Here is a 25,397-nt window from a genome sequence, read left to right as displayed (position 1 = left end):
CAGGGAGAGGGAAAACAGAATGTAGGCCGGGTAAGGCGCAGCCGCCACCCGGAAAAAACAACAATGTAAAAGGAACTGAAGATGGCAACTCCTCACATTAATGCAGAAATGGGTGATTTCGCTGACGTCGTATTGATGCCGGGCGACCCGCTGCGCGCGAAGCACATTGCAGAAACCTTCCTCGAAGACGTGCGTGAAGTGAACAACGTGCGCGGCATGCTGGGCTTCACCGGTACCTATAAAGGCCGCAAAATCTCCGTGATGGGTCACGGCATGGGTATCCCATCCTGCTCCATCTACACCAAAGAGCTGATCACCGATTTCGGCGTGAAGAAAATCATCCGTGTCGGCTCCTGCGGCGCGGTTCGCATGGACGTTAAGCTGCGTGACGTGGTGATCGGCATGGGCGCGTGCACCGACTCTAAAGTTAACCGCATCCGCTTTAAGGATCACGATTTTGCGGCAATCGCCGACTTCGACATGGTGCGTAACGCGGTTGACGCGGCAAAAGCGCTGGGCGTTGACGCGCGCGTGGGCAACCTGTTCTCTGCCGATCTGTTCTACTCGCCAGAAGGCGACATGTTCGACGTGATGGAAAAATACGGCATTCTGGGTGTGGAAATGGAAGCGGCCGGTATCTACGGCGTGGCGGCTGAGTTTGGTGCGAAAGCGCTGACCATCTGCACCGTGTCTGACCACATCCGTACCCACGAGCAGACCACCGCTGCCGAGCGTCAGACCACCTTCAACGACATGATCAAAATCGCGCTGGAATCCGTTCTGCTGGGCGATAAAGAGTAATTTCGTTTTCTTCAGGGGGGCAGGTTTGCCCCCTATGGTGCTTACTTCGTCAACACTTCCCACATCAAATTGCTTTCCAGCGTCACCGTATCACCTACGTGATTAAACTGGCGGTCACTCAGCACCGGTGTGAGGGTGAGCAGGCACTCATCGGCGGACCACGAGGCAGGCGTAAAAAGCGTAGCCATTAGCGAAAAAGTCATCAGTAAATGTTTACCCAGTGTTTCATTTACAGACTCCTTTAGCAGTTTCATAAAACGATTCTTTGTCCTGAGTCTCACTCAGGGATTAATCGATGCGGCAGATGCGCTGCATATTATTGTCAACGGCATAAAGTGCCGGGCTATTGGACATATCAGTGACAAAAACGCGCCCGCTGTCCACCGCGCTGACCAGGTAGTTGTTTTTCTCATCCACGATACTGGTCCCTTTTGACAGTCACGAGCCGTCTGCACGTTTCACTTCGAGCATTACGCGACGGGTATTCAGTACTTTGAAATCCAGCTCCCTGAAGGCTGTATGGGCGACAGAAATGTTCTTGATGCCGTTGGGCAGATCCTGACTCAGGTTAAAGCCGATATATGTTTATCGGTGTTTTTCGGCGGGATACCCTCAAGGGTCACGCGTTTAACGTCACGCCTGTATCGTCAGGAAGATCGACAATGATGGTATAGATCAGGGCCGGGAAGGTGTCGGTATTTTTTACGTTCATGGTGCCGCTGTGAGTCGACTCTTCAATAACCAGCAGCGTGGTTTCTGGCACCATTCCGGCGGCATACGCCTGAGCAAAGAGAGCAGAGAATAATAACGGTGCGGCAATGGCGCACTGAGCGATCGTGGATTCAACTGACATCAAGATTAATCCTTTAACCTGACAAAATACCTCCTCTGTTAAGAGGAGGCATAGTTCACACTTTATCGGGTTGATAATCAGAGATATTTAACGGTAATCGTGGCCTGACCATCCAGGTTGGTATCATCGGTAATCGCGAGGGCCGCGGTATTCTGAATCGCCAGGGAGGTTTTCAGCGGAAATACTGCGGTCGTGAAAGGCAGCGGCGCAGTGGTGCCGGAAGCGGCCACGGTCATCATTTCCATGTTGGCGTTTTTGATGATACCGGTAGCGGTTTTCTGCCAGGACGGGCTGTCCACGGTACCGGAGATAACGTCTGATTTCACGCCGTCGGCGGTGACGTTCGCCACATCAGCAAAGATGGAGTAAGCGCCAATTTTCACGCCGCCCGCGGTTTTGCCCACGCCGTAGGACTGGGTGGTGTCGGAAACGTTGCCGCCCGCCGCGTCTGCGGTGTTAATGGTGATCACAGAAGCACCCGGATGGGTGTCTGCGCGGTCATCGCTGATGGTCCAGCCAGCTTTAGTGGCTACCGGGCAGGTGATGGTCAGGGAGATATCTTTCTGACCCAACTGGTTAACGCTGGTCGCGGAGAGATCCGCCAGGTGGATAAGACCATAATCCACCTCGCCGCCGCCGCTTAACTGCGGGGTGCAGGCGGCAACGGAGAGTAAACCGGTCACTTTCAGTACGGCGGTAGAGGCGGCGTTAGCGGCAGTCGCGGAGAGGGCCAGCGCAACGGCAGTGGCAACTAAAATCTTTTTCATTGTTGTTCCTTAACAAATGCAGGCCATCACGCTCAGTTCACAAGCGAAATGAGCCAGTTACAGATAATGCAAAGTGATGGTGGCCTGGCCGTCGATCGGGGTATCGTCGGTAATTGCCAGGGTGTCAGTTTTCTGCACCGCCAGCGCAACGCGCAGCGGGAATACGGCATTCATAAAGGGAACCAACGTCCGATCACTGCTATTTAGTGCGCTATACTGGATAGAACCGTCACTATGAGTGACGAGCTGCGAACCCGTATTCGCAAGTAACCACATTGGATCATCTGCTATCGCAGAATAACCTAATGCTTTGACGTTTCCATCTACGGTTACATTCGAATTCATACCCACGGAGTAAGCGCCGATATTGACGCCGCCAGCCGTTTTACCTACGCCGTACTGGTTAGTTGAACTCCATGCCTGATCGCCCGCGAAAGTGGCGTTATCGATGGTCATTTTCTTCATTGAATCTGCGTGATCATCGGTAATGGACCACGCTACTTTCGTTGCGGCAGAGCAGTTGATAGTCAGAGAAATATCTTTATAACCCAGCTGGTTATCTGCCGTTGCGGAGAGCGAGCTGATATATTTAGTGCCGAAATCAACGACAGCGCCATCGCTCAGCGTTGGGGTACAGGCGTTGTTGGTTAATACGCCTTTTAATTTTAATACCGCAGTAGAGTCGGCATGTGCAGTCGCAGAGAGGGTCATTGCAACAGCGGTTGCAATAATGATTTTTTTCATCGTTAATCCTTAACGTTCGAAACAGACGTGTGGAGAAGAAATAGAAAAACTATTTCTTGCTGTCTATTATTCTAGAGGAAAAGTTAACTTTACATTAAGGAGTGTTAATTTTTGAATGTAATTCCCCTTAATATATAAGCTATAAATATATATTTTGTGTATGTTCCCTGTTTATTTATATACGTGTGTTAATTTTCAGGAATAAGGGAAGCGTATTCACTTCCCTTATTTGTTTTTATTAACGCACCGCGCCAGCGATCCATTGGGAGAGATCCCGTAGCTCCCGCTCGTGGTCCGGGAAATCCACCCACAGCGCTTCGCACGCCTGTTGCAGACTGTCTGCATGGTACAGACAGCCCTGTAAACGTGCGGCCAGCGCCTCCAGCGGTGCAGGATTGAGACTATCCGTAAAGACCTGCGTGCGGGTAATATGGCCCTTCTCCACGTCAAAGTGCAGTTCCACGCCGCCCCAGGTAAACCGTTCGTCCAGCAGGTGTGAAAAGGCCGGTGCCTGGCCGAAGTTCCACTCCCAGCTGCTCTGGCGCGCAAAGGTTTCCGCGAAGTTGGGCAGGTCCGGTGTTTTGTCAGGGGAGATCACTTCAGCTTCTACCCGCTCACCGTAATGTTCGAAGAAGGCTTCACGGATCGCATCGCAAATCTGCTCATGAGTAATCCCGGGCAGCAGTTCCACCAGATTCGCCACGCGCCCGCGCACGGAGGTAATACCCTTAGCCTGTAACTTTTTCTTATCTGGATTAAGGTAGTTAGCCAGACGGCTCAGATCGGCATTCAGCAATAATGTGCCGTGGTGGAATCCCCGATCCATCGTTTCGCGATAGGCAGAGCCGGATACCTTGCGGTCGCCATCGGGCGTTTTGACCACCAGATCGTTACGTCCCGAGGCTTCAGCCGTCACGCCGAGCGAATTGAGCGCATTAAGCACAATGGAGGTCGAGATGGTTTTGTCGTATTCCGGCTTGCCCGCCATAAAGGTAAAGCAGGTATTGCCCAGATCGTGGAATACCGCACCGCCGCCGCTGCTGCGGCGCGCCAGGCGGACGTTGTCCTCTTCCATACGGCGGGTGTTACACTCTTTCCACGGATTTTGCGCGCGGCCAATAACGACCGTATCAGCGTTGCGCCAGAGAAACAGGACGCGCTGGGTGGCAGGCATCTGGCGGAAGATGCACTCTTCTACCGCCAGGTTAAACCAGGGATCGTAAGAGTCAGAGATTAGCAGGCGTAACGTCGACATGGCAGAGTTCCTTTTCCGAATCATCCGCCTACTTTATCACTATTCTTTCTTCTCGCTCTCTTCCTCTTCGGGAACCGACTTGCTGGCGGTTAACAGGAACGGCGACTGCTGCCAGCGGGTGCGCTTGCCCTGGAGCAACGTACGTGCCAGTACCACGCCAATCGCCAGTGAGAGCAGCAGCATCAGGCGCAAAATATTGGTGGTGTTATCTACCTGTTTGGCTTCGGTTGGCAGGGTGTGGGTGTCGAGTGTCAGACGTAAATAGCCGAGCGGACCATTTTTGCCCTGAATGGGTTCGACGATTTGTTGGTTGAAATAACCACCGGCTTTTTTGCCATCCAGCGCCAGCCTGTCGCGCACGTCGACATGCTCACCCGCGCGGGCAATCAGGTCGCCCTGTTCATCGTACACGCCCGCATCCAGAATGCGGCTGTTTTCCGTAAGCTGGCGCAATACCAGGGCTATTCGCTTATCATCCGGCGTTTCGGTGCGCATAGACGGCGCAACGTTGAGCGTCACCTGGCGCGCCAGCGTCCGGGCCAGCTCCTCAAACTGCGGGTTACGCTGTCGTTGGTGATTCTGGCTAAACCAGGATGCCCCCTGCATCAGCGCCACTAATAGTGCGAGACAGATCAGGACAATCACGGCGCGATGAAGCCGGAATTTCAGTTTTGCGCGAGCCATATTCCACCTGCTTAAAATTTACGGCTTAATGTTGCCAGAAGTGATGGTTACAGGGTAGCCTCATGCGTTATTTTCCCTCTGGAACCTTCCGGCGCGAACGAAATTACAGGAGCTTCAATGCCGAACATTACCTGGTGCGACCTGCCAACGGATGTCTCTTTATGGCCAGGATTGCCGCTCTCTTTAAGTGGCGATGAGGTGATGCCTCTCGATTACCACGCTGGCCGTAGCGGCTGGCTGCTGTACGGACGCGGCCTGGATAAGCAACGCCTCACCCAGTATCAAACCAAACTGGGCGCAGCGATGGTCATCGTTGCGGCCTGGTGTGTGGAAGATTATCAGGTCATTCGCCTGGCGGGTTCCCTGACGCAGCGCGCCACGCGTCTGGCGCACGACGCCGGGCTGGACGTTGCTCCCCTCGGCAAAATTCCGCACCTGAAAACGCCCGGCCTGCTGGTAATGGACATGGACTCCACCGCCATTCAGATCGAGTGTATTGACGAGATTGCTAAACTGGCGGGCAGCGGAGAGCTGGTGGCGGAAGTCACCGAGCGCGCGATGCGCGGCGAGCTGGATTTCACCGCCAGCCTGAGACAGCGCGTAGCGACCCTGAAGGGGGCCGATGCTAACATTTTGCGTCAGGTGCGCGATGAACTGCCCCTGATGCCTGGGCTTACGCAGCTGGTACTCAAGCTGGAGACGCTCGGCTGGAAAGTGGCGATTGCCTCCGGCGGGTTCACCTTCTTTGCCGACTACCTGCGTGACAAGCTGCGTCTGACCACCGTGGTGGCAAACGAGCTGGAGATCATGGACGGCAAACTCACCGGACAGGTCATCGGCGACATCGTGGATGCGCAGTACAAAGCCAATACGCTGACGCGTCTGGCAGAGAAATATGCCATCCCGGTCGAGCAGACCGTCGCCATCGGCGATGGCGCGAACGATCTGCCGATGATCAAAGTTGCCGGGCTGGGTATTGCCTACCATGCCAAACCGAAAGTGAATGAAAAGACGGAAGTCACTATCCGTCATGCTGATCTGATGGGGGTGTTCTGTATTCTCTCCGGCAGCATTAATCAAAAATAACGAGGTAAACCGTGGCGAAAGCTCCAAAACGCGCATTTGTCTGTAATGAATGTGGTGCGGATTATCCGCGCTGGCAGGGGCAATGCAGCGCCTGTCATGCCTGGAACACCATCACCGAAGTGCGTGGTGTGGCGGCTTCGCCGAGCGTGGCCCGCAATGAACGGCTGAGCGGCTATGCGGGCAATGCAGGCGTGTCGAAGGTACAAAAACTTTCGGATATCAGCCTTGAGGCGCTGCCGCGCTTCTCAACCGGATTCAAAGAATTTGACCGCGTGCTCGGCGGTGGCGTAGTGCCGGGCAGCGCCATTCTGATCGGCGGTAACCCGGGCGCGGGTAAATCGACCCTGCTGCTGCAAACGCTCTGCAAGCTCGCCGAACAGATGAAAACCCTGTACGTCACGGGGGAAGAATCACTCCAGCAGGTGGCGATGCGCGCGCACCGCCTCGGCCTGCCGACCGGCAATCTGAATATGCTGTCGGAAACCAGCATCGAGCAGATCTGCATGATCGCCGAAGAAGAGCAGCCGAAGCTGATGGTGATCGACTCCATTCAGGTGATGCATATGGCTGACATTCAGTCGTCACCGGGAAGCGTGGCGCAGGTGCGTGAAACCGCGGCCTACCTGACGCGCTTTGCCAAAACGCGCGGCGTGGCGATTGTGATGGTTGGTCATGTGACCAAAGACGGCTCGCTGGCGGGACCGAAAGTGCTTGAACACTGTATCGACTGCTCGGTGATGCTCGATGGCGATGCGGATTCCCGTTTTCGTACCCTGCGCAGCCATAAAAACCGCTTTGGCGCGGTGAATGAGCTGGGCGTGTTTGCCATGACCGAGCAGGGGCTTCGCGAAGTCAGCAACCCGTCGGCCATCTTCCTGAGCCGTGGCGACGAGATCACGTCCGGGAGTTCGGTGATGGTGCTGTGGGAAGGAACGCGTCCGCTGCTGGTTGAAATTCAGGCGCTGGTGGATCACTCGATGATGGGCAATCCGCGGCGCGTGGCGGTCGGTCTGGAACAGAACCGCCTGGCGATCCTGCTGGCGGTGCTGCACCGTCACGGCGGTCTGCAAATGGCGGATCAGGATGTGTTCGTCAACGTGGTTGGTGGGGTGAAGGTTACGGAAACCAGCGCGGACCTGGCGCTGCTGCTGGCAATGGTCTCCAGCCTGCGCGACAGACCGTTGCCGCAGGATCTGGTGGTATTTGGTGAGGTAGGGCTGGCCGGCGAGATCCGCCCGGTGCCGAGCGGTCAGGAGCGTATCTCCGAAGCGGCAAAACATGGCTTCCGCCGCGCGATTGTTCCGGCCGCCAACGTGCCGAAAAAAATTCCGGAAGGGATGCAGGTTTTCGGCGTTAAAAAACTCGCAGATGCGTTAAATGTCTTTGACGACTTATAATTACGTATTCGATTTTGCAGGAGGCACCGTAATTTATGTCATCATTTGACTACATCAAGACCGCTATCCGCCAGAAGGGCTGCACGTTGCAGCAGGTGGCGGACGCCAGCGGCATGACCAAGGGCTACCTGAGCCAACTGCTGAACGCCAAAATCAAAAGCCCCAGCGCGCAGAAGCTGGAAGCGCTGCACCGTTTTCTGGGGCTTGAATTTCCGCGGATGCAAAAGAACATTGGCGTGGTGTTCGGTAAGTTCTACCCGCTGCATACCGGGCATATCTATCTGATCCAGCGCGCCTGTAGCCAGGTCGACGAGCTGCATATCATCATGGGTTATGATGAAACCCGCGATCGCCAGCTGTTTGAAGACAGCGCCATGTCGCAGCAGCCCACCGTGCCGGACCGCCTGCGCTGGCTGCTTCAGACCTTTAAATATCAGAAAAATATTCGTATTCATGCCTTTAACGAAGAGGGCATGGAGCCGTATCCGCACGGCTGGGACGTGTGGAGCAACGGCATCAAAGCGTTTATGGAAGAGAAGGGCATTGCGCCTAACTGGATCTACACCTCTGAAGAGTCCGACGCGCCGCAGTTCCGCGAGCATCTGGGTATCGAGACGGTGCTGATCGATCCTAAACGCACCTTCATGAACATCAGCGGGGCGCAGATTCGCGAGAACCCGTTCCGTTACTGGGACTACATCCCGACCGAGGTGAAGCCGTTCTTCGTGCGTACGGTGGCGATCCTCGGCGGCGAGTCGAGCGGGAAATCGACGCTGGTCAATAAGCTGGCGAACATCTTCAACACCACCAGCGCGTGGGAGTATGGCCGCGATTATGTCTTTTCACACCTTGGCGGCGACGAGATGGCGTTGCAGTATTCCGACTACGATAAAATCGCGCTCGGTCATGCCCAGTACATTGATTTCGCGGTGAAATACGCCAATAAAGTCGCCTTTATTGATACCGATTTCGTCACCACGCAGGCGTTCTGCAAAAAGTACGAGGGGCGCGAGCACCCGTTTGTGCAGGCGCTGATTGACGAATACCGCTTTGACCTGGTGATCCTGCTGGAAAACAACACCCCATGGGTGGCCGACGGCATGCGCAGCCTGGGCAGCTCCGTGGACAGGCGTGAGTTCCAGACCATGCTGGTAGAGATGCTTAACGAGAACAACGTTGAGTTTGTCCATGTGGAAGAGTCGGACTACGACACCCGTTTCCTGCGCTGCGTCGAGCTGGTGAAGGAGATGATGGGGGAGCAGGGGTAAAAGATTTACCCCTCACCCTAACCCTCTCCCAAAGGGAGAGGGGACTTTAATCACCCTCTCCCTTTAGGAGAGGGCCAGGGTAAGGGAATCAGTCCAATCAATACTCAACCACCACCTTCCCACGCATATGCCCCTCCAGCACCTTGCGGTGCGCTTCGGTAATGCTTTCCACGCTTAGCCCGTGCAGCGTTTCGCTGAGCGAACTTTCCACTACGCCGTTATCCACCAGCTTCGCGACTTCGTCCAGGATCTCTCCCTGACGCGCCATATCCGCCGTCTGATACATGCTGCGGGTGTACATAAATTCCCAGTGCAGCGCGGCGGATTTGGACTTCAGCTTGTCCTGGTTCAGCGGATGTTCATTCTCAACGATGGAACAGATATGCCCCTGCGGTGCAATCAGGTCGCTGACCGCATCCCAGTGCCCGTCGGTGTCGTTGAGGATGAAAATGTAATCCACAAAGGTCAGCCCGTGCTTCGCCAGTTCGCCTTTCAGATCGCGGTAGTTCACCACCACATCTGCACCGCGATCGCGGCACCACCGGGCGGAATCTTCACGGGACGCCGTTGCGATCACCTTTACCTTGCTGTTGTGCTTCGCAAACGGGATCGCCAGCGATCCCACCCCGCCCGCGCCGCCAATAATCAGCAGCGTTTTATCTGCGTCGGCATCCTGAATCTTCAGCCGTTCAAACAGGCCTTCCCACGCGGTGAGCGCCGTCAGCGGCAGTGCAGCCGCGGCGGCCCAGTCAAGGCTTGCAGGCTTGTGCCCGACAATGCGCGCATCGATCAGCTGATGTGTGGTATTGCTGCCCGGTCGGGTGATATCCCCCGCGTACCACACTTCGTCACCCGGTTTGAATCCGGTGACGCCAGCCCCAACGGCTTTTACGATCCCGCTGGCATCCCACCCGAGAATGCGCGGCTCCTTCAGCCCGCTTTTAGCAATGCCTGCATGTACCTTGGTGTCCACCGGGTTTACGGAGACGGCTTTCACCTCCACCAGCAGATCGTGTTCGCCGGGCTGCGGCATCGGCGGGGTGATTTCAACGAAGGTGGAGGGATTTTCTGGGTTAACGGCAATGGCTTTCACTGACATGGTGTGCTCCTCAATGGCATTCGTTTTGTTGAGGCTAGTCTATTAAGTGGTCAGCCGCATGATAAGATGGACAATCCAGAACTCAGCGTTCGTACAGAGTGAACAATCATGTTTAAACAGCTTCAGGATATGGCACTGTTTGCGCTGGTGGCCGAGATGGGCAGCTTTACCGCGGCGGCGCAGAAGGCGGAACTGCCAAAATCCAGCGTCAGCCAGCGTATTAGCCAGCTGGAGCAGCAGGTGGGGATCCGTCTGTTGAATCGCACGACGCGCAGAATAAGCCTGACGTTTGCGGGCGAGCACTATCTGGTGCACTGTCGCGAGATGCTGGCGGCCAGCGAGCGCGCGGAGTATGCCATTCAGCGGCTGCGAGAAAACCCCAGCGGGCGGCTGCGGATCACCTGTCCGGCAGGAATTGGCGCGACGCTGCTGGCGCATATGAATGCCGAGTTCCAGCTTCGCTATCCGGACGTGTCACTGGATGTGTCGATCTCAGACGACGTGGTGGATCTGGTCGAGTCTGGCTTTGACGTGGCGCTGCGCACCGGCAAACCGCAGGATTCTTCCCTGATTGGCCGCATGATTGGGCACTGTCCGCGCTACATGCTGGCCTCGCCCGACTACCTGGCACGCCGGGAGCCGTTAATTCATCCCCGACAGCTGGTGGAGCATCGCTGCATTACGCACCGGGCATGGTCGGAGTGGCTTCTGCGAAGCGAGAATGAGGATTACCGCTACCTGCCGGATAACGCTCATATGACGGATAATCTGGTGTACGCCAGGGAATGCGCCATTGCCGGGGCGGGGATCACGCTGTTACCCGCATTCCTGCTGGAAGATAAGATCGAAAAGGGCGCGCTGGTGAAGGTGCTGTCGGCGTGGAGCGTTGAGGGAAACGATCTCTGGCTGGCCTACCCGAGTCGTAAGCTCAATTCGCCTGCGCTGATGAGCTATATCGACTTTGCGATGCAGTTTGATGAGGTGAAGCGGTATTACGTGGGCGGGTGATTTTGTGCGGCCTGATGCCCTCACCCTGGCCCTCTCCCACGGGGAGAGGGAACAAACATAAAAAACGGCAACCGAAGTTGCCGTTTTGCTTTTATTTCGCAATACGCTTGTACTTAATACGCTTCGGCTCCAGCGCGTCTGCGCCCAGCGTGCGTTTCTTGTACTCTTCGTATTCGGTGAAGTTACCTTCGAAGAACTCCACCTTACCTTCGTCCTGGTAGTCCAGGATGTGGGTCGCGATACGGTCCAGGAACCAGCGGTCGTGCGAGATAACCATCGCGCAGCCCGGGAACTCCAGCAGGGCGTTTTCCAGTGCGCGCAGGGTTTCGATGTCCAGGTCGTTGGTGGGTTCATCGAGCAGCAGAACGTTGCCGCCAACCTGGAGCAGTTTTGCCAGGTGCAGACGACCGCGCTCACCGCCGGACAGCTCGCCCACGCGTTTGCCCTGGTCGGTGCCCTTGAAGTTAAAGCGGCCAACATAGGCGCGGCTTGGCATCTCGGTGTTGCCGATACGCATGATATCCAGACCGCCGGAGACTTCTTCCCACACGGTTTTGCTGTTGTCCATCGCGTCGCGGAACTGGTCAACGGAGGCCAGCTTCACGGTCTCACCCAGGGTGATAGAGCCGCTGTCAGGCTGTTCCTGACCAGACATCATGCGGAACAGGGTGGATTTACCCGCGCCGTTCGGACCGATGATGCCGACGATAGCGCCTTTCGGAACGGAGAAGGTCAGATCGTCGATCAGCACGCGGTCGCCGTAGGACTTACGCAGGTTAGTCACTTCAACCACTTTATCCCCCAGACGAGCTCCAGGTGGAATAAACAGTTCGTTGGTTTCGTTACGTTTCTGGTATTCGGTGTTGTTCAGCTCTTCGAAGCGTGCCAGACGGGCTTTGCCCTTAGACTGACGGCCTTTCGCGCCCTGACGCACCCACTCCAGCTCTTTCTCAATAGACTTACGGCGGGCGGCTTCCTGAGACGCTTCCTGCGCCAGACGCTGGTCTTTCTGCTCCAGCCAGGAGGAGTAGTTGCCTTCCCACGGAATACCTTCGCCGCGGTCCAGCTCCAGGATCCAGCCCGCAACGTTGTCGAGGAAGTAACGGTCGTGGGTAATCGCTACCACGGTGCCTTCGAAGTCATGCAGGAAGCGCTCCAGCCACGCCACGGATTCGGCATCCAGGTGGTTGGTCGGTTCGTCGAGCAGCAGCATGTCTGGTTTTTCCAGCAGCAGGCGGCACAGCGCCACGCGGCGGCGTTCACCACCGGACAGGTTAGCGATTTTCGCATCCCAGTCTGGCAGACGCAGGGCATCAGCCGCGCGCTCCAGCTGCACGTTCAGGTTGTGACCATCGTGCGCCTGGATAATTTCCTCATATTTGCCCTGCTGAGCGGCCAGTTTGTCGAAGTCCGCATCCGGCTCGGCGTATTTGGCATACACTTCATCCAGACCTTTCAGGGCGTTAACCACCTCGGATACCGCTTCTTCAACGGATTCACGCACGGTGTGCTCCGGGTTCAGCTGAGGTTCCTGCGGCAGGTAGCCGATCTTAATGCCAGGCTGCGGACGGGCTTCACCTTCGATGTCTGTATCGATGCCGGCCATGATGCGCAGCAGGGTGGACTTACCGGCACCGTTGAGACCCAGAACACCGATTTTTGCGCCCGGGAAGAAGCTCAGCGAGATATTTTTAAGAATATGACGTTTCGGCGGGACAACTTTGCCGACACGATGCATGGTATAAACGAATTGAGCCACGTTGGACTTCGCCTCTTTTATCGTGATGAGAATGAATTTCAGCCTCGAAGTGTAGCCTTTTTCACGCCCTAATCCCAGCCAGGAACGTCGGGAGTGTTAAAACGCGCAAGAAAGGTAAAAAAGTGTCCATGACGTGGCGCGTTGTGGGATGCCTGGTTAGCATAAGTTGATGTAACTTTGACGTGGCAAGACGCTGCAACTGACGAAAAACAATGAGGAAGAGCTTGTGGAAAAAGCCAAACGGGTGGTCTGGCGTCTGCTGGCTGCCAGCGTATGCGTAATGGCGGTAAGCCAGGCGGTGCATGCCGATTCACTGGACGAACAACGTAGCCGCTATGCCCAGATTAAGCAGGCATGGGACAACAGGCAGATGGATACCGTGCAGGCGCTGATGCCGACGCTGAAGGATTATCCGCTGTATCCGTATCTGGAGTATCGCCAGATTACTGACGATCTGATGAATCAACCAACCGTCACCGTGAACAACTTCATTCAGGCGAACCCGACCCTGCCGCCTGCGCGCACCCTGAAGTCCCGGTTTGTGAACGAGCTGGCCCGTCGCGAAGACTGGCGCGGCCTGCTGGCCTTCAGCCCGGACAAGCCGGGCGCGACGGAAGCGCAGTGTAATTACTATTATGCGAAATGGGCGACCGGTCAGCAGGAGGAAGCCTGGGTCGGTGCGAAAGAGCTGTGGTTGACGGGCAAAAGCCAGCCAAACGCCTGTGACCCGCTGTTCAGCGCCTGGCGCGCCTCGGGCAAGCAGGATCCGCTCTCTTACCTGGAGCGTATTCGCCTGGCGATGAAGGCCGGAAACACCCGGCTGGTCACCGTGCTGGCGGGGCAAATGCCGGCGGATTATCAGACCATTGCTTCTGCCGTTATCGGCCTGGCAAACGATCCGAACACTGTCCTGACGTTTGCGCGTACCACCGGCGCGACCGATTTTACCCGCCAGATGGCGGCGGTGGCCTTTGCCAGCGTGGCGCGTGATGATGTGGAAAACGCCAGGCTGATGATCCCGCAGCTGGTGCAGGCCCAGCAGCTTAATGACGATCAAACTCAGGAGCTGCGCGATATCGTGGCATGGCGACTGATGGGAACAGATGTCACCGACGAACAGGCGCGCTGGCGTGATGATGCGGTGATGCGTTCAAACTCTGTCTCGCTGGTGGAGCGTCGCGTGCGCATGGCGCTGGGAACGGGCGATCGTCGTGGCCTCAATACCTGGCTGGCGCGTCTGCCGATGGATGCCAAAGAGAAAGATGAATGGCGTTACTGGCAGGCAGACCTGCTGCTGGAACGTGGTCGTGACGATGAAGCCAAAGAGATCCTCCACTCCCTGATGCAGCAGCGCGGATTCTACCCGATGGCGGCGGCGCAGCGTCTGGGCGAGGAGTACACCCTGAAGATCGACAAAGCGCCAGCCAACGCGAACCCGGCGCTGACGCAGGGGCCGGAAATGGCGCGCGTGCGCGAGCTGATGTACTGGAATCTGGATAATACCGCGCGCAGCGAATGGGCGAATCTGGTCACCAGCCGTACCACTGAAGAGAAAGCGCAGCTTGCCCGCTATGCGTTTGATAATCGCTGGTGGGATCTGAGCGTGCAGGCGACGATCGCCGGCAAACTGTGGGATCATCTCGAAGAGCGTTTCCCGCTGGCTTATAAGGATCTGTTCGATCGCTACACCAGCGGCAAAGATATTCCGCAAAGCTACGCGATGGCCATTGCCCGTCAGGAGAGCGCCTGGAACCCGAAAGTGCGTTCACCAGTGGGTGCCAGCGGCCTGATGCAGATTATGCCGGGCACCGCGACGCACACGGTGAAGATGTTTAATATTCCAGGCTACAGCAGCCCGTCCCAGCTGCTGGATCCGGAGACCAACATCAACATCGGTACCAGCTACTTGCAGTACGTCTATCAGCAGTTCGGTAATAACCGTATCTTCGCGTCAGCGGCGTACAACGCCGGGCCAGGCCGCGTGCGGACATGGCTTGGTAACAGCGCAGGGCGTATCGACGCCGTGGCGTTTGTCGAGAGCATTCCGTTCTCGGAAACGCGCGGCTATGTGAAGAACGTGCTGGCCTATGACGCCTACTATCGCTACTTCATGGGGCAGAAAGATATCCTGATGAGCGATGCCGAGTGGCAGAGACGTTACTGATCGGCGTGGGTTGTGTTATGCTGTACTCGCTAAAGAGTACAAGAGGCAGCATAACATGACCCAGCATTCCCCGTATTCCTCGGCAATGGCCGAACAACGTCATCAGGAGTGGCTTCGTTTTGTGGAGCTGCTTCGCCAGTCTTATGAGCAGGATTTGCATTTACCCCTGATGCAGCTAATGCTCACGCCAGACGAGCGTGAGGCGCTGGGCACGCGCGTGCGGATCATTGAAGAGCTGCTGCGCGGCGAGATGAGCCAGCGCGAGCTGAAAAATGAGCTCGGCGCGGGCATTGCGACGATTACCCGCGGATCGAACAGCCTGAAGTCGGCGCCCGTTGAGCTGCGCCAGTGGCTGGAAGCGGTGTTGTTGAAAAACGCCTAACGATAGATCGCGTTATGGAACGGGCTTAACGCCAGGATCACTGCCTGATGATAAACGCCTGAACGCGTCAGCGCGCCTGCGGTAAAGACGCCAATCGCCCCTTCTTTACGGCCAATCTCATCAATGCCGGTGTACTGCGACATCACCGGCCCAAGCGCTTCACCCGCGCGGACTTTCTCCAGTATGACCTCCGGCAGCGGCAGCGTGGCAGAACGCGCTTCGCCGCGCTGCTCGCGGCTTTCGATCACCACCCAGCTAAAGGTTGCGCCTTCGTCGATACCGGCTTCAATCGCCACCCAAAAGTCCGCATCCGGGGCCGCAGCTCTGGCATTTGCCACGCGATTTCGTGCGCCAGCGCGCGTTTCCTCGCTGCCAAACGGCTGTTCAGGAACGCCACTCTCGACGCCGATGGCCTCAATATGGCAGGATCCTGCGCCGAAGATCTCGTCAAATGCCCTTAGAATTGCCTGAATTTTGGCAGGATTGGTGGTAGCAGAGACAACATGGTGCATAATTAAGCTCGATTTAAAAAATTCATCGCAGTATAACGGAAAAAAAGCATGTTACAGGTATACCTTGTTCGCCACGGTGAAACGCAGTGGAACGCCGAGCGACGTATTCAAGGCCAGTCAGACAGTCCTCTCACCGACAAAGGTGTGCAGCAAGCGTGGCAGGTGGCGGAGCGCGCCAGAACGCTGGGCATCACTCACGTCATCTCCAGTGATTTAGGCCGCACACAGCAGACGGCACGCATCATCGCCGATGCCTGTGGCTGCGACGTGACCCTCGAACCGCGTCTGCGCGAGCTGGATATGGGCGTGCTGGAAAAACGTCCTATCGATACGCTGACGGAAACCGAAGAAGGCTGGCGCCGCACGCTGGTGAACGGCACTGAAGATGGTCGCATCCCTGAGGGTGAATCCATGCAGGAGCTGAGCGTGCGCATGCATGCCGCGCTGGCCGAGTGCCTGAAACTCCCGGCAGGTAGCCGACCGCTGCTGGTGAGCCACGGTATCGCGCTGGGTTGTCTGGTGAGCACCATTCTGGGACTGCCGGCTTACGCCGAACGCCGTTTGCGTCTGCGCAACTGTTCCATTTCCCGTATCGACTATCAGGAAAGTGCCTGGCTGGCATCGGGGTGGGTGGTTGAGATGGCAGGGGACATTTCGCATCTTGATGCCCCTGCACTGGACGAATTGCAGCGTTAACGACGTACCGGAATCAGGAATTCCATACGCAGATTGATAGGGCCTTCTTCCGGTTTAGCATCTTGCGCCGGATAGTAGCGCTCAATGTCCTGACCTTTACGGCGATTCAGATTCAGCATCGGCATGCAGGTCCCGTAAACGGTCAGGATGAACTCCTGAACGCCCGTTCCTAAACCTTCGTATGAGAACATCACATACTCGCCGCCTTCCAGCACGACAGGCTTCGAGCCATGAATGTAACCGTTCGCCATATCAGGCGTCAGCGCCGTGGTATAGAACACCTCCTGCTCGTCATCTTTTTCCTGGCTTGGATGCGTTTCGTTCAAACCATACAGAATCGGCGGGATCGCCGGAGCATGGCTTAAAAATTCGCGCCAGAACTGAACGCGCATCTGATGGCGGAACTCGGAGATCTGCTCAAGGGAACAGGAGTAGCTCTGTGTGGTGCCGACCAGGTGCGTTTCTGGCAGGGTGATGATTTCATATTTTGGCATCGCAAACTCGCCCAGACGCAGCGGCGGACGCATACCAAAGGAGCTCCAGTCCGGCGAGCGGCGATAAAGCGCTGGCGTTAACGAGAACTGCTTTTTAAAGGCGCGGGTGAAAGTTTGCTGTGAATCGAAACGATATTGCAGGGCAATATCAAGGATTGGTCGCGCGGTCAGGCGCAACGCAACAGCAGACTTTGATAAACGACGTGCGCGAATATAGGCACCGATAGCATGACCGGTGACATCCTTGAACATCCTTTGCAGATGCCACTTGGAATAGCCTGCTTTTGCCGCCACATTATCCAGTGACAATGGCTGGTCGAGATGACCTTCCAGCCAGGTGAGCAGGTCGCGAATAATTCCAGCCTGATCCATATACTATCCTCATCCTTAAAACTGCCGCAGGTGCCTGTTTACAGGTTAGCGGATAATAGCATTTTTTGACGTTTTAGCATTCAGTGTTTTTTTTGCGCATAAATGCTTTTTATGGTGATTTATGTGCGGATATATTCTAATCCTGTGATCTTGCTACATTTTTATCTAACCTGTTGAATAATCGCTCAGCGTAATTTTTTATGAATGGTAACAATATGAAATACAAGGTTTTAGTCTTTGCAGCACTGGCGCTGATGGCAGGGCGCGTGGCGCAGGCGGAGCAAATTGGCTCCGTGGATACCGTGTTTAAAATGTTTGGGCCGGACCACAAAATTGTGGTGGAGGCGTTTGACGATCCGGACGTTAAAAACGTCACCTGCTATGTCAGCCGGGCGAAGACCGGCGGGATTAAAGGCGGCCTGGGGCTGGCTGAAGACACGTCTGACGCGGCCATCTCCTGCCAGCAGGTTGGACCGGTGGAATTGAGTGACAAAATTAAAAACGGCAAAGCGCAGGGCGACGTTGTATTCCAGAAACGGACCTCGCTGGTGTTCAAAAAGCTACAGGTGGTCCGTTTTTATGATGCGAAGCGTAACACCCTGGCTTATCTGGCCTACTCGGACAAAGTCGTGGAAGGCTCACCGAAAAACGCGATTAGCGCGGTGCCGATTATGCCGTGGCATTGATAAAAAAAACGGCGCAAATGCGCCGTTTTTTACTGCGTGACGTGAGGATTACTCCTGGAGGTCACCGCAGAAACGATAGCCTTCACCATGGATCGTGGCGATGATTTCCGGCGTATCAGGCGTAGATTCGAAATGTTTACGAATACGACGGATGGTTACGTCAACGGTACGATCGTGTGGCTTCAACTCACGACCGGTCATTTTCTTAAGCAGTTCTGCACGAGACTGAATCTTGCCCGGGTTCTCGCAGAAGTGCAGCATCGCGCGGAATTCACTGCGCGGCAGTTTGTACTGCTCACCGTTCGGGCTAATCAGCGAACGGCTGTTGATATCAAGTTCCCAGCCGTTGAATTTGTAGCTGTCGACGCTACGACGCTCTTCACTGACCGTACCCAGATTCATGGTGCGGGACAGCAGGTTGCGTGCACGAATGGTTAACTCGCGAGGGTTGAACGGCTTGGTGATGTAGTCATCCGCGCCGATTTCCAGACCAAGAATTTTATCAACCTCGTTGTCACGGCCTGTCAGGAACATCAACGCGACGTTCGCCTGTTCACGCAGTTCGCGCGCCAGAAGAAGCCCGTTTTTGCCCGGCAGGTTGATATCCATAATCACCAGGTTGATATCATTTTCAGAAAGGATCTGATGCATCTCTGCGCCATCGGTCGCTTCAAAGACATCGTAGCCTTCTGCTTCGAAAATGCTCTTTAACGTGTTGCGTGTTACCAACTCGTCTTCAACGATAAGAATGTGCGGGGTCTGCATGTTTGCTACCTAAATTGCCAACTAAATCGAAACAGGAAGTACAAAAGTCCCTGACCTGCCTGATGCATGTCGCAAATTAACATGATCGGCTTAACGTGACTAAAGTACGTAATTGCGTTCTTGATGCACTTTCCATCAACGTCAACAACATCATTAGCTTGGTCGTGGGTACTTTCCCTTTGGACCCGACAGTGTCAAAAACGGCTGTCATCCTAACCATTTTAACAGCAACATAACAGGCTAAGTGACACCGGACACCCAATAAAACTACGCTTCGTTGACATATATCAAGTTCAATTGTAGCACGTTAACAGTTTGATGAAATCATCGTAGCTGAATGCTAGCCTTTGTCACAATTTTTCAATAAACCAACTAGTTGCGGACATTGATTGATAAACGGTACGAATCCAATCAGAAAAGAGTATTCATATGGTCATTATCATTACAAAACATAAGGATAATGGTCTTCTGTTAACATTCTAACTGATTGTTCAGCCACAAAATAGTTTAGCTTTTTTTAATTGTTATGAAACGCTATTTCGGTGATTTGTGTTGCAAAAATGTAAATTCGTGCTGCGTAATATGTTGAACTGAATCACATTTTTACCTGCTAACTGATTAAAAAGAGAGCGTAAATGCATCTGTCGATTGTGCTGGTGGCACCAGCAAGAGCTGAAAATATTGGCGCTGCGGCGCGTGCCATGAAGACTATGGGTTTTACCGATTTGCGTATTGTGGACAGCACGGCGCATCTGGAGCCTGCTGCGCGCTGGGTGGCGCACGGTTCGGGTGATATTCTCGATAATATAACCACTTACGCTACGCTTGCCGACGCACTCCACGATATTTCATTTACCGTCGCGACGACCGCGCGCAGCCGGGCGAAGTTTCACTATTACGCCACGCCTGCTGAACTGGTGCCGATGCTGGAAGAGAAAAGCCAGTGGCTGGAGAAAGCCGCGCTGGTGTTTGGGCGAGAAGATTCCGGGCTGACTAACGAAGAGCTGGCGCTGGCTGACGTGCTGACGGGCGCGCCGATGGTGGCGGATTATCCGTCACTCAATCTGGGGCAGGCGGTGATGGTCTATTGCTATCAATTAGCATCCTTAATACAAATTTCTCAGCCACCGGTGACAGTTTCGGATGAAAACCAGCTGGCGGCACTGCGTGTTCGTGCAGATAAGCTTCTTGCGCAGTTGGGCGTCGCTGACGATCAAAAAATGGTGGACTGGTTACAGCAGCGCCTGGGGCGTCTTGAACAGCGCGACACGGCAATGCTGCACCGATTGCTTCATGATATTGAAAAAAAATTAGCGGAGTAAAATAGTGCCATAGGTTTTTATTATGGCCGATCCTGCTGATGTCTGGGGTTGCAACTGGGGTATTCCGATGAAAATAAATCTGCCCGCAGCGGGACGTGAGAATGTCCCGAATTGTGATCGAATTAAAAATTCATTGACTTAAGGGGCTCGATCCTTTAACCCTAAAAGAATAGAGCACAGACAGATAATAATGATAGAGTACACAACATCCATGAAACGCATCAGCATCACCACCATTACTACAACCATCATCATTACCACAGGTAACGATGCGGGCTGACGCGTACAGGAAAAACAGAAAAAAGCCCGCACCTGAACAGTGCGGGCTTTTTTTTCGGCTAAAGGAAATGAGGTAGAACCATGCGAGTGTTGAAGTTCGGCGGTACGTCAGTGGCAAATGCAGAACGTTTTCTGCGTGTTGCCGATATCCTGGAAAGCAACGCCAGGCAGGGGCAGGTTGCCACCGTGCTCTCTGCCCCGGCCAAAATCACTAACCACCTGGTGGCGATGATTGAAAAAACCATCGGTGGTCAGGATGCACTGCCGAACATCAGCGACGCCGAGCGTATCTTCGCCGATCTGCTTCAGGGGCTGGCCGACGCCCAGCCTGGTTTCCCGCTGGCGCAGCTGAAAAGCACCGTTGAACTTGAATTTGCCCAGATTAAACACGTTCTTCACGGTATCAGCCTGCTTGGCCAGTGCCCGGACAGCATCAACGCGGCGCTGATTTGCCGGGGTGAAAAACTCTCTATCGCCATCATGGCAGGCGTGCTGGAAGCGCGCGGTCACCACGTGACGGTCATCGATCCGGTTGAAAAACTGCTGGCTGTGGGCCACTACCTCGAATCCACCGTCGACATTGCCGAGTCGACACGCCGTATTGCGGCGAGCAAAATCCCGTCTGACCATATGATCCTGATGGCAGGCTTTACCGCCGGTAACGAGAAGGGCGAACTGGTGGTGCTGGGGCGTAACGGATCCGATTACTCTGCCGCCGTGCTGGCCGCCTGTTTACGCGCAGACTGCTGTGAGATCTGGACTGATGTCGACGGCGTTTATACCTGCGATCCGCGCCAGGTGCCGGACGCCAGGCTGCTGAAGTCGATGTCGTACCAGGAAGCGATGGAGCTTTCCTACTTCGGCGCTAAAGTTCTTCACCCGCGTACCATCTCCCCGATTGCCCAGTTCCAGATCCCTTGCCTGATTAAGAATACCGGTAATCCGCAGGCGCCGGGTACGCTGATTGGCGCCAGCGCGGATGAAGATGACCTGCCGGTGAAAGGCATTTCTAACCTCAATAACATGGCGATGTTCAGCGTCTCCGGCCCGGGGATGAAGGGCATGGTCGGCATGGCGGCACGCGTCTTTGCCGCTATGTCCCGCAACGGGATCTCCGTGGTGCTGATCACACAGTCTTCTTCCGAATACAGCATCAGCTTCTGCGTTCCGCAGGGCGATTGCCTGCGCGCCCGTCGCGCGCTGGAAGAAGAGTTCTATCTGGAGCTGAAAGAAGAGCTGCTGGAGCCGCTCTCGATTCAGGAGCGTCTGGCGATTATCTCGGTGGTCGGCGACGGTATGCGCACCCTGCGCGGTATCTCCGCCAAATTCTTTGCCGCGCTGGCGCGGGCCAATATCAATATCGTGGCGATTGCCCAGGGCTCATCCGAGCGTTCCATTTCCGTTGTCGTGGATAACGATGACGCCACTACCGGCGTGCGCGTGGTGCATCAGATGCTGTTCAACACCGACCAGGTGATTGAGCTGTTCCTGGTGGGCGTCGGCGGCGTCGGCGGCGCGCTGCTGGAGCAGGTAAAGCGTCAGCAGGAGTGGCTTAAGAAGAAACATATCGATCTGCGCGTCTGCGGCATTGCGAACTCGAAAGCGTTGCTGACTAACGTCCACGGTCTGAACCTGGAAAACTGGCAGGCGGAGCTGGAAGAGGCGAAAGAGCCGTTTAACCTGGGCCGCCTGATCCGCCTGGTGAAAGAATATCACCTGCTTAACCCGGTGATCGTTGACTGTACCTCCAGCCAGGCGGTGGCCGATCAGTACGCGGATTTCCTGCGCGAAGGTTTCCACGTGGTGACGCCGAACAAAAAGGCCAACACCTCGTCAATGGATTACTATCACCAGCTGCGTCTGGCGGCGAGTAAGTCGCGCCGCAAGTTTCTGTATGACACCAACGTGGGCGCGGGCCTGCCGGTCATCGAGAACCTGCAAAACCTGCTGAACGCGGGCGACGAACTACAGCGTTTCTCCGGCATCCTCTCCGGCTCCCTGTCGTTTATCTTCGGCAAGCTGGACGAAGGGATGAGCCTGTCGGAAGCCACCCGCGCCGCGCGCGAGCTGGGTTACACCGAGCCGGATCCGCGGGACGACCTCTCCGGTATGGACGTGGCGCGTAAGCTGCTGATCCTGGTGCGCGAGACCGGCCGCGAGCTGGAGCTTTCGGATATCGTGATTGAGCCAGTGCTGCCAGCAGAATTTGATGACAGCGGTGACGTCAGCGCCTTTATGGCGAATTTACCTCAGCTTGACGATGCCTTTGCCGCACGCGTTGCGAAAGCCCGTGATGAAGGTAAGGTATTGCGCTATGTTGGCAACATTGAAGAAGACGGCGTCTGCCGGGTGAAGATTGCCGAAGTGGATGGCAACGATCCGCTGTACAAGGTGAAAAACGGCGAGAACGCTCTGGCGTTCTACAGCCATTATTATCAGCCACTGCCGCTGGTGCTTCGCGGCTATGGCGCAGGGAATGATGTGACGGCGGCAGGCGTGTTTGCCGATCTGCTGCGTACCCTGTCATGGAAGTTAGGAGTTTAAGATGGTTAAAGTATATGCCCCGGCTTCCAGCGCCAATATGAGCGTCGGATTTGACGTGCTGGGCGCGGCGGTAACGCCGGTGGACGGTTCGCTGCTGGGCGATACGGTTACGGTTGAGGCGGCAGAGCGCTTCAGCCTGAATAACATCGGCCGTTTCGCCAGTAAGCTGCCGTCTGAACCGCGCGAGAATATCGTTTATCAGTGCTGGGAACGCTTCTGTCAGGAGATTGGCAAAAACGTGCCGGTCGCCATGACGCTGGAAAAGAGCATGCCGATTGGTTCGGGGCTGGGCTCGAGCGCCTGCTCGGTGGTCGCCGCGCTGGTGGCGATGAATGAGCACTGCGGCAAGCCGCTGAACAACAGCCGTCTGCTGGCGCTGATGGGCGAGCTGGAAGGGCGCATCTCCGGCAGCATTCATTATGATAACGTGGCGCCGTGCTTCCTTGGCGGCATGCAGCTGATGATTGAAGAAAATGGCATCATCAGTCAGCAGGTGCCAGGGTTTGATGAGTGGCTGTGGGTGCTGGCCTATCCAGGCATTAAAGTGTCTACCGCCGAAGCGCGTGCGATCCTGCCGGCGCAGTATCGTCGTCAGGACTGTATCGCCCACGGGCGTCATCTGGCGGGCTTTATTCATGCCTGCTACACCCGCCAGCCGCAGCTGGCGGCGAAACTGATGAAAGACGTTATTGCCGAGCCGTATCGCACGAAGCTGCTGCCGGGCTTTAACGAAGCGCGACAGGCATCCATGGATATCGGCGCACAGGCGTGCGGCATCTCCGGCTCCGGCCCGACGCTGTTCGCCTTATGCGACAAGCCAGACACCGCGCAGCGCGTGGCGGACTGGCTCTCTAAACACTACCTGCAAAATCAGGAAGGCTTTGTTCATATTTGCCGTCTGGACACGGCTGGCGCACGAGTACTGGGATAACGAATGAAACTCTACAACCTTAAAGATCATAACGAGCAGGTCAGCTTTGCGCAGGCGGTAACGCAGGGGCTGGGCAAAAATCAGGGGCTGTTCTTCCCCCACGACCTGCCGGAATTTCAGCTGACCGAAATCGATGAACTGCTGAAGCAGGACTTTGTCACCCGCAGTACCAAAATTCTGTCTGCGTTTATCGGCGACGAAATCCCACAGGAGCTGCTGGAAGAGCGCGTGCGTGCGGCGTTTGCTTTCCCGGCGCCGGTGAAGCAGGTGGAGCCTGACGTTGGCTGTCTGGAGCTGTTCCACGGCCCGACGCTGGCGTTCAAAGATTTCGGCGGTCGTTTTATGGCGCAGATGCTGACCCACATCAGCGGCGACAAACCGGTGACCATTCTGACCGCGACTTCAGGCGATACCGGTGCGGCGGTGGCCCATGCGTTCTACGGCCTGAAAAACGTCCGCGTGGTGATCCTCTATCCGAAAGGCAAAATCAGCCCGCTTCAGGAAAAACTGTTCTGCACCCTTGGGGGCAACATTGAAACCGTGGCGATCGACGGCGATTTCGATGCCTGTCAGGCGCTGGTGAAGCAAGCCTTCGATGACGAAGAGCTGAAGGCGGCGCTGGGGCTGAACTCTGCCAACTCCATCAACATCAGCCGTCTGCTGGCGCAGATCTGCTACTACTTCGAAGCGGTGGCGCAGTTGCCGCAGGACGCGCGCAATCAGCTGGTGGTTTCCGTGCCAAGCGGGAACTTCGGCGACCTGACGGCAGGCCTGCTGGCGAAATCACTCGGCCTGCCGGTGAAGCGCTTTATCGCCGCCACCAACGCCAACGACACCGTGCCGCGTTTCCTGAAGGACGGAAAATGGGCGCCGAACGCGACTCAGGCCACGCTCTCCAATGCGATGGATGTGTCACAGCCTAACAACTGGCCGCGTGTGGAAGAGCTGTTCCGCCGTAAGGTCTGGCGTCTGGGCGATCTGGGTTACGCAGCGGTGACGGACGAAACCACGAAAGCCACCATGCGCGAGCTGAAAGCGGTGGGCTATACCTCTGAGCCGCACGCGGCGATTGCCTATCGTGCCCTGCGCGATCAGCTTCAACCGGGTGAGTATGGCCTGTTCCTCGGCACCGCCCATCCGGCCAAGTTCAAAGAGAGCGTGGAAGCGATCCTGGGGGAAACGCTGCCGCTGCCAAAAGAGCTGGCCGAGCGTGCCGACCTGCCGCTGCTGTCTCATGAGCTGCCCGCAGACTTTGCCGCGCTGCGTAAGCTGATGATGACCCGAGCGTAAGTTTGTTGCCCGGTGGCGGCTACGCCTTACCGGGCCTACAACGGCTCAGAACGTAGGCCGGGTAAGCGCAGCGCCACCCGGCTTTTTTATGGAGAAATTAAGGAGAAAAACAGCAGGAAAAAAGCAGAAATTCCCAATAAATGCGGTCACTTAGCGTTTAGGATTGCAGAGAATAACATCCCCCGTTCCCATCACGTACTCTCCTTACATCGGCCCACGTTGGGCAAGAAGAATAAGGA

General features: G+C 55.8%; 25 protein-coding genes, 2 pseudogenes and 1 other annotated feature. Of the genes and pseudogenes, 15 read left to right on the top strand and 12 right to left on the bottom strand.

Annotated elements, in window-relative coordinates; all coding sequences use genetic code 11:
- Positions 1 to 81: 81 nt before the first annotated feature.
- The gene (deoD, locus tag ACOTXD_RS09385) at positions 82 to 801 is read left to right on the top strand and encodes a purine-nucleoside phosphorylase (protein ID WP_003856538.1); all 720 of its coding nucleotides are present in this window, start codon (positions 82 to 84) and stop codon (positions 799 to 801) included.
- A gap of 41 nt (positions 802 to 842) precedes the next feature.
- Here deoD and ACOTXD_RS09380 read toward each other — a convergent pair.
- From ACOTXD_RS09380 to ACOTXD_RS09350, 7 genes and pseudogenes are all read right to left on the bottom strand, one after another.
- Positions 843 to 941, bottom strand: a pseudogene (locus ACOTXD_RS09380) (hypothetical protein); the annotation flags it as partial.
- A gap of 85 nt (positions 942 to 1,026) precedes the next feature.
- Positions 1,027 to 1,365: pseudogene (locus ACOTXD_RS09375) on the bottom strand (FimD/PapC C-terminal domain-containing protein); the annotation flags it as partial.
- Between the two features lie 55 nt (positions 1,366 to 1,420).
- Positions 1,421 to 1,654 carry a hypothetical protein gene (locus tag ACOTXD_RS09370; protein ID WP_022650371.1) on the bottom strand — a complete coding sequence of 78 codons (234 nt, stop codon included), beginning with the start codon at positions 1,652 to 1,654 and terminating at the stop codon, positions 1,421 to 1,423.
- A gap of 77 nt (positions 1,655 to 1,731) precedes the next feature.
- A complete protein-coding gene (locus ACOTXD_RS09365; RefSeq protein WP_003856531.1) occupies positions 1,732 to 2,421 on the bottom strand; it encodes a DUF1120 domain-containing protein in 690 nt (229 codons plus the stop codon).
- Positions 2,422 to 2,478: 57 nt separating this feature from the next.
- Positions 2,479 to 3,165 (bottom strand): DUF1120 domain-containing protein, encoded by a 687-nt coding sequence (locus ACOTXD_RS09360; RefSeq protein ID WP_022650372.1) that lies wholly within the window; start codon positions 3,163 to 3,165, stop codon positions 2,479 to 2,481.
- A 238-nt stretch (positions 3,166 to 3,403) separates the two neighbouring features.
- Positions 3,404 to 4,420: a lipoate--protein ligase LplA gene (lplA, locus tag ACOTXD_RS09355; protein WP_023324128.1), complete on the bottom strand. Its 1,017-nt coding sequence runs from the start codon at positions 4,418 to 4,420 to the stop codon at positions 3,404 to 3,406.
- A gap of 39 nt (positions 4,421 to 4,459) precedes the next feature.
- Complete coding sequence (locus ACOTXD_RS09350) at positions 4,460 to 5,104, bottom strand: YtjB family periplasmic protein (RefSeq protein WP_003856526.1); 645 nt, start codon at positions 5,102 to 5,104, stop codon at positions 4,460 to 4,462.
- Between the two features lie 117 nt (positions 5,105 to 5,221).
- On the opposite strand from ACOTXD_RS09350, the gene serB reads away from it, so the two are divergent.
- Genes serB through nadR form a run of 3 tightly spaced genes read left to right on the top strand, consistent with a single transcriptional unit; the run spans position 5,222 to position 8,855 of the window.
- Positions 5,222 to 6,190, top strand: coding sequence for a phosphoserine phosphatase (serB, locus tag ACOTXD_RS09345; RefSeq protein ID WP_003856524.1), 969 nt, complete (start codon positions 5,222 to 5,224; stop codon positions 6,188 to 6,190).
- An 11-nt stretch (positions 6,191 to 6,201) separates the two neighbouring features.
- Complete coding sequence (gene radA / locus ACOTXD_RS09340) at positions 6,202 to 7,587, top strand: DNA repair protein RadA (protein WP_003856523.1); 1,386 nt, start codon at positions 6,202 to 6,204, stop codon at positions 7,585 to 7,587.
- Between the two features lie 35 nt (positions 7,588 to 7,622).
- Positions 7,623 to 8,855, top strand: coding sequence for a multifunctional transcriptional regulator/nicotinamide-nucleotide adenylyltransferase/ribosylnicotinamide kinase NadR (nadR, locus tag ACOTXD_RS09335; protein WP_003856522.1), 1,233 nt, complete (start codon positions 7,623 to 7,625; stop codon positions 8,853 to 8,855).
- A 97-nt stretch (positions 8,856 to 8,952) separates the two neighbouring features.
- Here the strand turns inward: nadR and ACOTXD_RS09330 are convergent, their stop codons facing one another.
- On the bottom strand, positions 8,953 to 9,954 hold the full coding sequence (locus ACOTXD_RS09330; protein WP_022650375.1) for a zinc-binding alcohol dehydrogenase family protein: 1,002 nt from the start codon (positions 9,952 to 9,954) through the stop codon (positions 8,953 to 8,955).
- Positions 9,955 to 10,062: 108 nt separating this feature from the next.
- On the opposite strand from ACOTXD_RS09330, the gene ACOTXD_RS09325 reads away from it, so the two are divergent.
- Positions 10,063 to 10,962, top strand: a complete 900-nt coding sequence (locus tag ACOTXD_RS09325; RefSeq protein ID WP_022650376.1) for a LysR family transcriptional regulator — start codon at positions 10,063 to 10,065, stop codon at positions 10,960 to 10,962.
- Between the two features lie 91 nt (positions 10,963 to 11,053).
- Here ACOTXD_RS09325 and ettA read toward each other — a convergent pair whose 3' ends face one another.
- On the bottom strand, positions 11,054 to 12,721 hold the full coding sequence (gene ettA / locus ACOTXD_RS09320; protein WP_003856515.1) for an energy-dependent translational throttle protein EttA: 1,668 nt from the start codon (positions 12,719 to 12,721) through the stop codon (positions 11,054 to 11,056).
- Positions 12,722 to 12,947: 226 nt separating this feature from the next.
- Between ettA and sltY the strand changes: the two genes are divergently transcribed.
- Complete coding sequence (gene sltY / locus ACOTXD_RS09315) at positions 12,948 to 14,885, top strand: murein transglycosylase (protein WP_126501106.1); 1,938 nt, start codon at positions 12,948 to 12,950, stop codon at positions 14,883 to 14,885.
- A gap of 55 nt (positions 14,886 to 14,940) precedes the next feature.
- Entirely contained in the window at positions 14,941 to 15,267 is a 327-nt protein-coding gene (trpR, locus tag ACOTXD_RS09310) for a trp operon repressor (RefSeq protein ID WP_021240574.1), read from the top strand.
- Here the strand turns inward: trpR and yjjX are convergent.
- Complete coding sequence (gene yjjX / locus ACOTXD_RS09305; RefSeq protein WP_010427103.1) at positions 15,264 to 15,779, bottom strand: inosine/xanthosine triphosphatase; 516 nt, start codon at positions 15,777 to 15,779, stop codon at positions 15,264 to 15,266. The two genes, trpR and yjjX, sit on opposite strands and share 4 nt — an antisense overlap.
- A 48-nt stretch (positions 15,780 to 15,827) precedes the next feature.
- Between yjjX and gpmB the strand changes: the two genes are divergently transcribed.
- Positions 15,828 to 16,475: a 2,3-diphosphoglycerate-dependent phosphoglycerate mutase GpmB gene (gpmB, locus tag ACOTXD_RS09300; protein ID WP_006810187.1), complete on the top strand. Its 648-nt coding sequence runs from the start codon at positions 15,828 to 15,830 to the stop codon at positions 16,473 to 16,475.
- Here the strand turns inward: gpmB and robA are convergent.
- Positions 16,472 to 17,341, bottom strand: a complete 870-nt coding sequence (gene robA, locus ACOTXD_RS09295; protein ID WP_003856504.1) for an MDR efflux pump AcrAB transcriptional activator RobA — start codon at positions 17,339 to 17,341, stop codon at positions 16,472 to 16,474. The two genes, gpmB and robA, sit on opposite strands and share 4 nt — an antisense overlap.
- 215 nt (positions 17,342 to 17,556) lie before the next feature.
- Here robA and creA point away from each other — a divergent pair, with 215 nt between their 5' ends.
- Positions 17,557 to 18,027, top strand: a complete 471-nt coding sequence (creA, locus tag ACOTXD_RS09290) for a protein CreA (protein ID WP_003856503.1) — start codon at positions 17,557 to 17,559, stop codon at positions 18,025 to 18,027.
- Between the two features lie 48 nt (positions 18,028 to 18,075).
- On the opposite strand, the gene arcA is transcribed toward creA, so the two are convergent.
- The gene (arcA, locus tag ACOTXD_RS09285) at positions 18,076 to 18,792 is read right to left on the bottom strand and encodes a two-component system response regulator ArcA (protein ID WP_003856501.1); all 717 of its coding nucleotides are present in this window, start codon (positions 18,790 to 18,792) and stop codon (positions 18,076 to 18,078) included.
- A gap of 95 nt (positions 18,793 to 18,887) precedes the next feature.
- On the opposite strand from arcA, the gene yjjY reads away from it, so the two are divergent.
- From yjjY to thrC, 6 genes are all read left to right on the top strand, one after another.
- On the top strand, positions 18,888 to 19,028 hold the full coding sequence (yjjY, locus tag ACOTXD_RS09280; protein ID WP_001541509.1) for a protein YjjY: 141 nt from the start codon (positions 18,888 to 18,890) through the stop codon (positions 19,026 to 19,028).
- Between the two features lie 399 nt (positions 19,029 to 19,427).
- Positions 19,428 to 20,114, top strand: coding sequence for a tRNA/rRNA methyltransferase (locus ACOTXD_RS09275; RefSeq protein ID WP_003856496.1), 687 nt, complete (start codon positions 19,428 to 19,430; stop codon positions 20,112 to 20,114).
- Positions 20,115 to 20,325: 211 nt separating this feature from the next.
- Positions 20,326 to 20,394, top strand: a complete 69-nt coding sequence (thrL, locus tag ACOTXD_RS09270; protein WP_015572623.1) for a thr operon leader peptide — start codon at positions 20,326 to 20,328, stop codon at positions 20,392 to 20,394.
- Positions 20,333 to 20,450: a sequence feature (Thr leader region), on the top strand. (Overlaps the previous gene by 62 nt.)
- A 24-nt stretch (positions 20,451 to 20,474) precedes the next feature.
- Positions 20,475 to 22,937, top strand: a complete 2,463-nt coding sequence (thrA, locus tag ACOTXD_RS09265; protein ID WP_003856494.1) for a bifunctional aspartate kinase/homoserine dehydrogenase I — start codon at positions 20,475 to 20,477, stop codon at positions 22,935 to 22,937.
- A gap of 1 nt (position 22,938) precedes the next feature.
- Positions 22,939 to 23,868 (top strand): homoserine kinase, encoded by a 930-nt coding sequence (gene thrB, locus ACOTXD_RS09260; RefSeq protein WP_022650380.1) that lies wholly within the window; start codon positions 22,939 to 22,941, stop codon positions 23,866 to 23,868.
- 3 nt (positions 23,869 to 23,871) lie between these two features.
- On the top strand, positions 23,872 to 25,158 hold the full coding sequence (gene thrC, locus ACOTXD_RS09255) for a threonine synthase (RefSeq protein ID WP_003856490.1): 1,287 nt from the start codon (positions 23,872 to 23,874) through the stop codon (positions 25,156 to 25,158).
- The last annotated feature ends 239 nt before the right edge of the window (positions 25,159 to 25,397 follow it).

Source organism: Enterobacter cloacae complex sp. CDL013 (assembly GCF_049238805.1).
GTDB lineage: Bacteria > Pseudomonadota > Gammaproteobacteria > Enterobacterales > Enterobacteriaceae > Enterobacter > Enterobacter hormaechei_C.
Note: the sequence above shows the minus strand (reverse complement) of the source record. Positions and strands in the feature narration are given on the sequence as shown.

Excerpts from the sequence above, each read along its gene's own strand:
- deoD (WP_003856538.1), top strand. The coding sequence starts at position 82 with ATGGCAACTCCTCACATTAATGCAGAAATGGGTGATTTCGCTGACGTC.
- ACOTXD_RS09370 (WP_022650371.1), bottom strand. The coding sequence starts at position 1,654 with ATGTCAGTTGAATCCACGATCGCTCAGTGCGCCATTGCCGCACCGTTA.
- ACOTXD_RS09365 (WP_003856531.1), bottom strand. The coding sequence starts at position 2,421 with ATGAAAAAGATTTTAGTTGCCACTGCCGTTGCGCTGGCCCTCTCCGCG.
- ACOTXD_RS09360 (WP_022650372.1), bottom strand. The coding sequence starts at position 3,165 with ATGAAAAAAATCATTATTGCAACCGCTGTTGCAATGACCCTCTCTGCG.
- lplA (WP_023324128.1), bottom strand. The coding sequence starts at position 4,420 with ATGTCGACGTTACGCCTGCTAATCTCTGACTCTTACGATCCCTGGTTT.
- ACOTXD_RS09350 (WP_003856526.1), bottom strand. The coding sequence starts at position 5,104 with ATGGCTCGCGCAAAACTGAAATTCCGGCTTCATCGCGCCGTGATTGTC.
- serB (WP_003856524.1), top strand. The coding sequence starts at position 5,222 with ATGCCGAACATTACCTGGTGCGACCTGCCAACGGATGTCTCTTTATGG.
- nadR (WP_003856522.1), top strand. The coding sequence starts at position 7,623 with ATGTCATCATTTGACTACATCAAGACCGCTATCCGCCAGAAGGGCTGC.
- ACOTXD_RS09330 (WP_022650375.1), bottom strand. The coding sequence starts at position 9,954 with ATGTCAGTGAAAGCCATTGCCGTTAACCCAGAAAATCCCTCCACCTTC.
- ACOTXD_RS09325 (WP_022650376.1), top strand. The coding sequence starts at position 10,063 with ATGTTTAAACAGCTTCAGGATATGGCACTGTTTGCGCTGGTGGCCGAG.
- trpR (WP_021240574.1), top strand. The coding sequence starts at position 14,941 with ATGACCCAGCATTCCCCGTATTCCTCGGCAATGGCCGAACAACGTCAT.
- yjjX (WP_010427103.1), bottom strand. The coding sequence starts at position 15,779 with ATGCACCATGTTGTCTCTGCTACCACCAATCCTGCCAAAATTCAGGCA.
- gpmB (WP_006810187.1), top strand. The coding sequence starts at position 15,828 with ATGTTACAGGTATACCTTGTTCGCCACGGTGAAACGCAGTGGAACGCC.
- robA (WP_003856504.1), bottom strand. The coding sequence starts at position 17,341 with ATGGATCAGGCTGGAATTATTCGCGACCTGCTCACCTGGCTGGAAGGT.
- creA (WP_003856503.1), top strand. The coding sequence starts at position 17,557 with ATGAAATACAAGGTTTTAGTCTTTGCAGCACTGGCGCTGATGGCAGGG.
- arcA (WP_003856501.1), bottom strand. The coding sequence starts at position 18,792 with ATGCAGACCCCGCACATTCTTATCGTTGAAGACGAGTTGGTAACACGC.
- ACOTXD_RS09275 (WP_003856496.1), top strand. The coding sequence starts at position 19,428 with ATGCATCTGTCGATTGTGCTGGTGGCACCAGCAAGAGCTGAAAATATT.
- thrA (WP_003856494.1), top strand. The coding sequence starts at position 20,475 with ATGCGAGTGTTGAAGTTCGGCGGTACGTCAGTGGCAAATGCAGAACGT.
- thrB (WP_022650380.1), top strand. The coding sequence starts at position 22,939 with ATGGTTAAAGTATATGCCCCGGCTTCCAGCGCCAATATGAGCGTCGGA.
- thrC (WP_003856490.1), top strand. The coding sequence starts at position 23,872 with ATGAAACTCTACAACCTTAAAGATCATAACGAGCAGGTCAGCTTTGCG.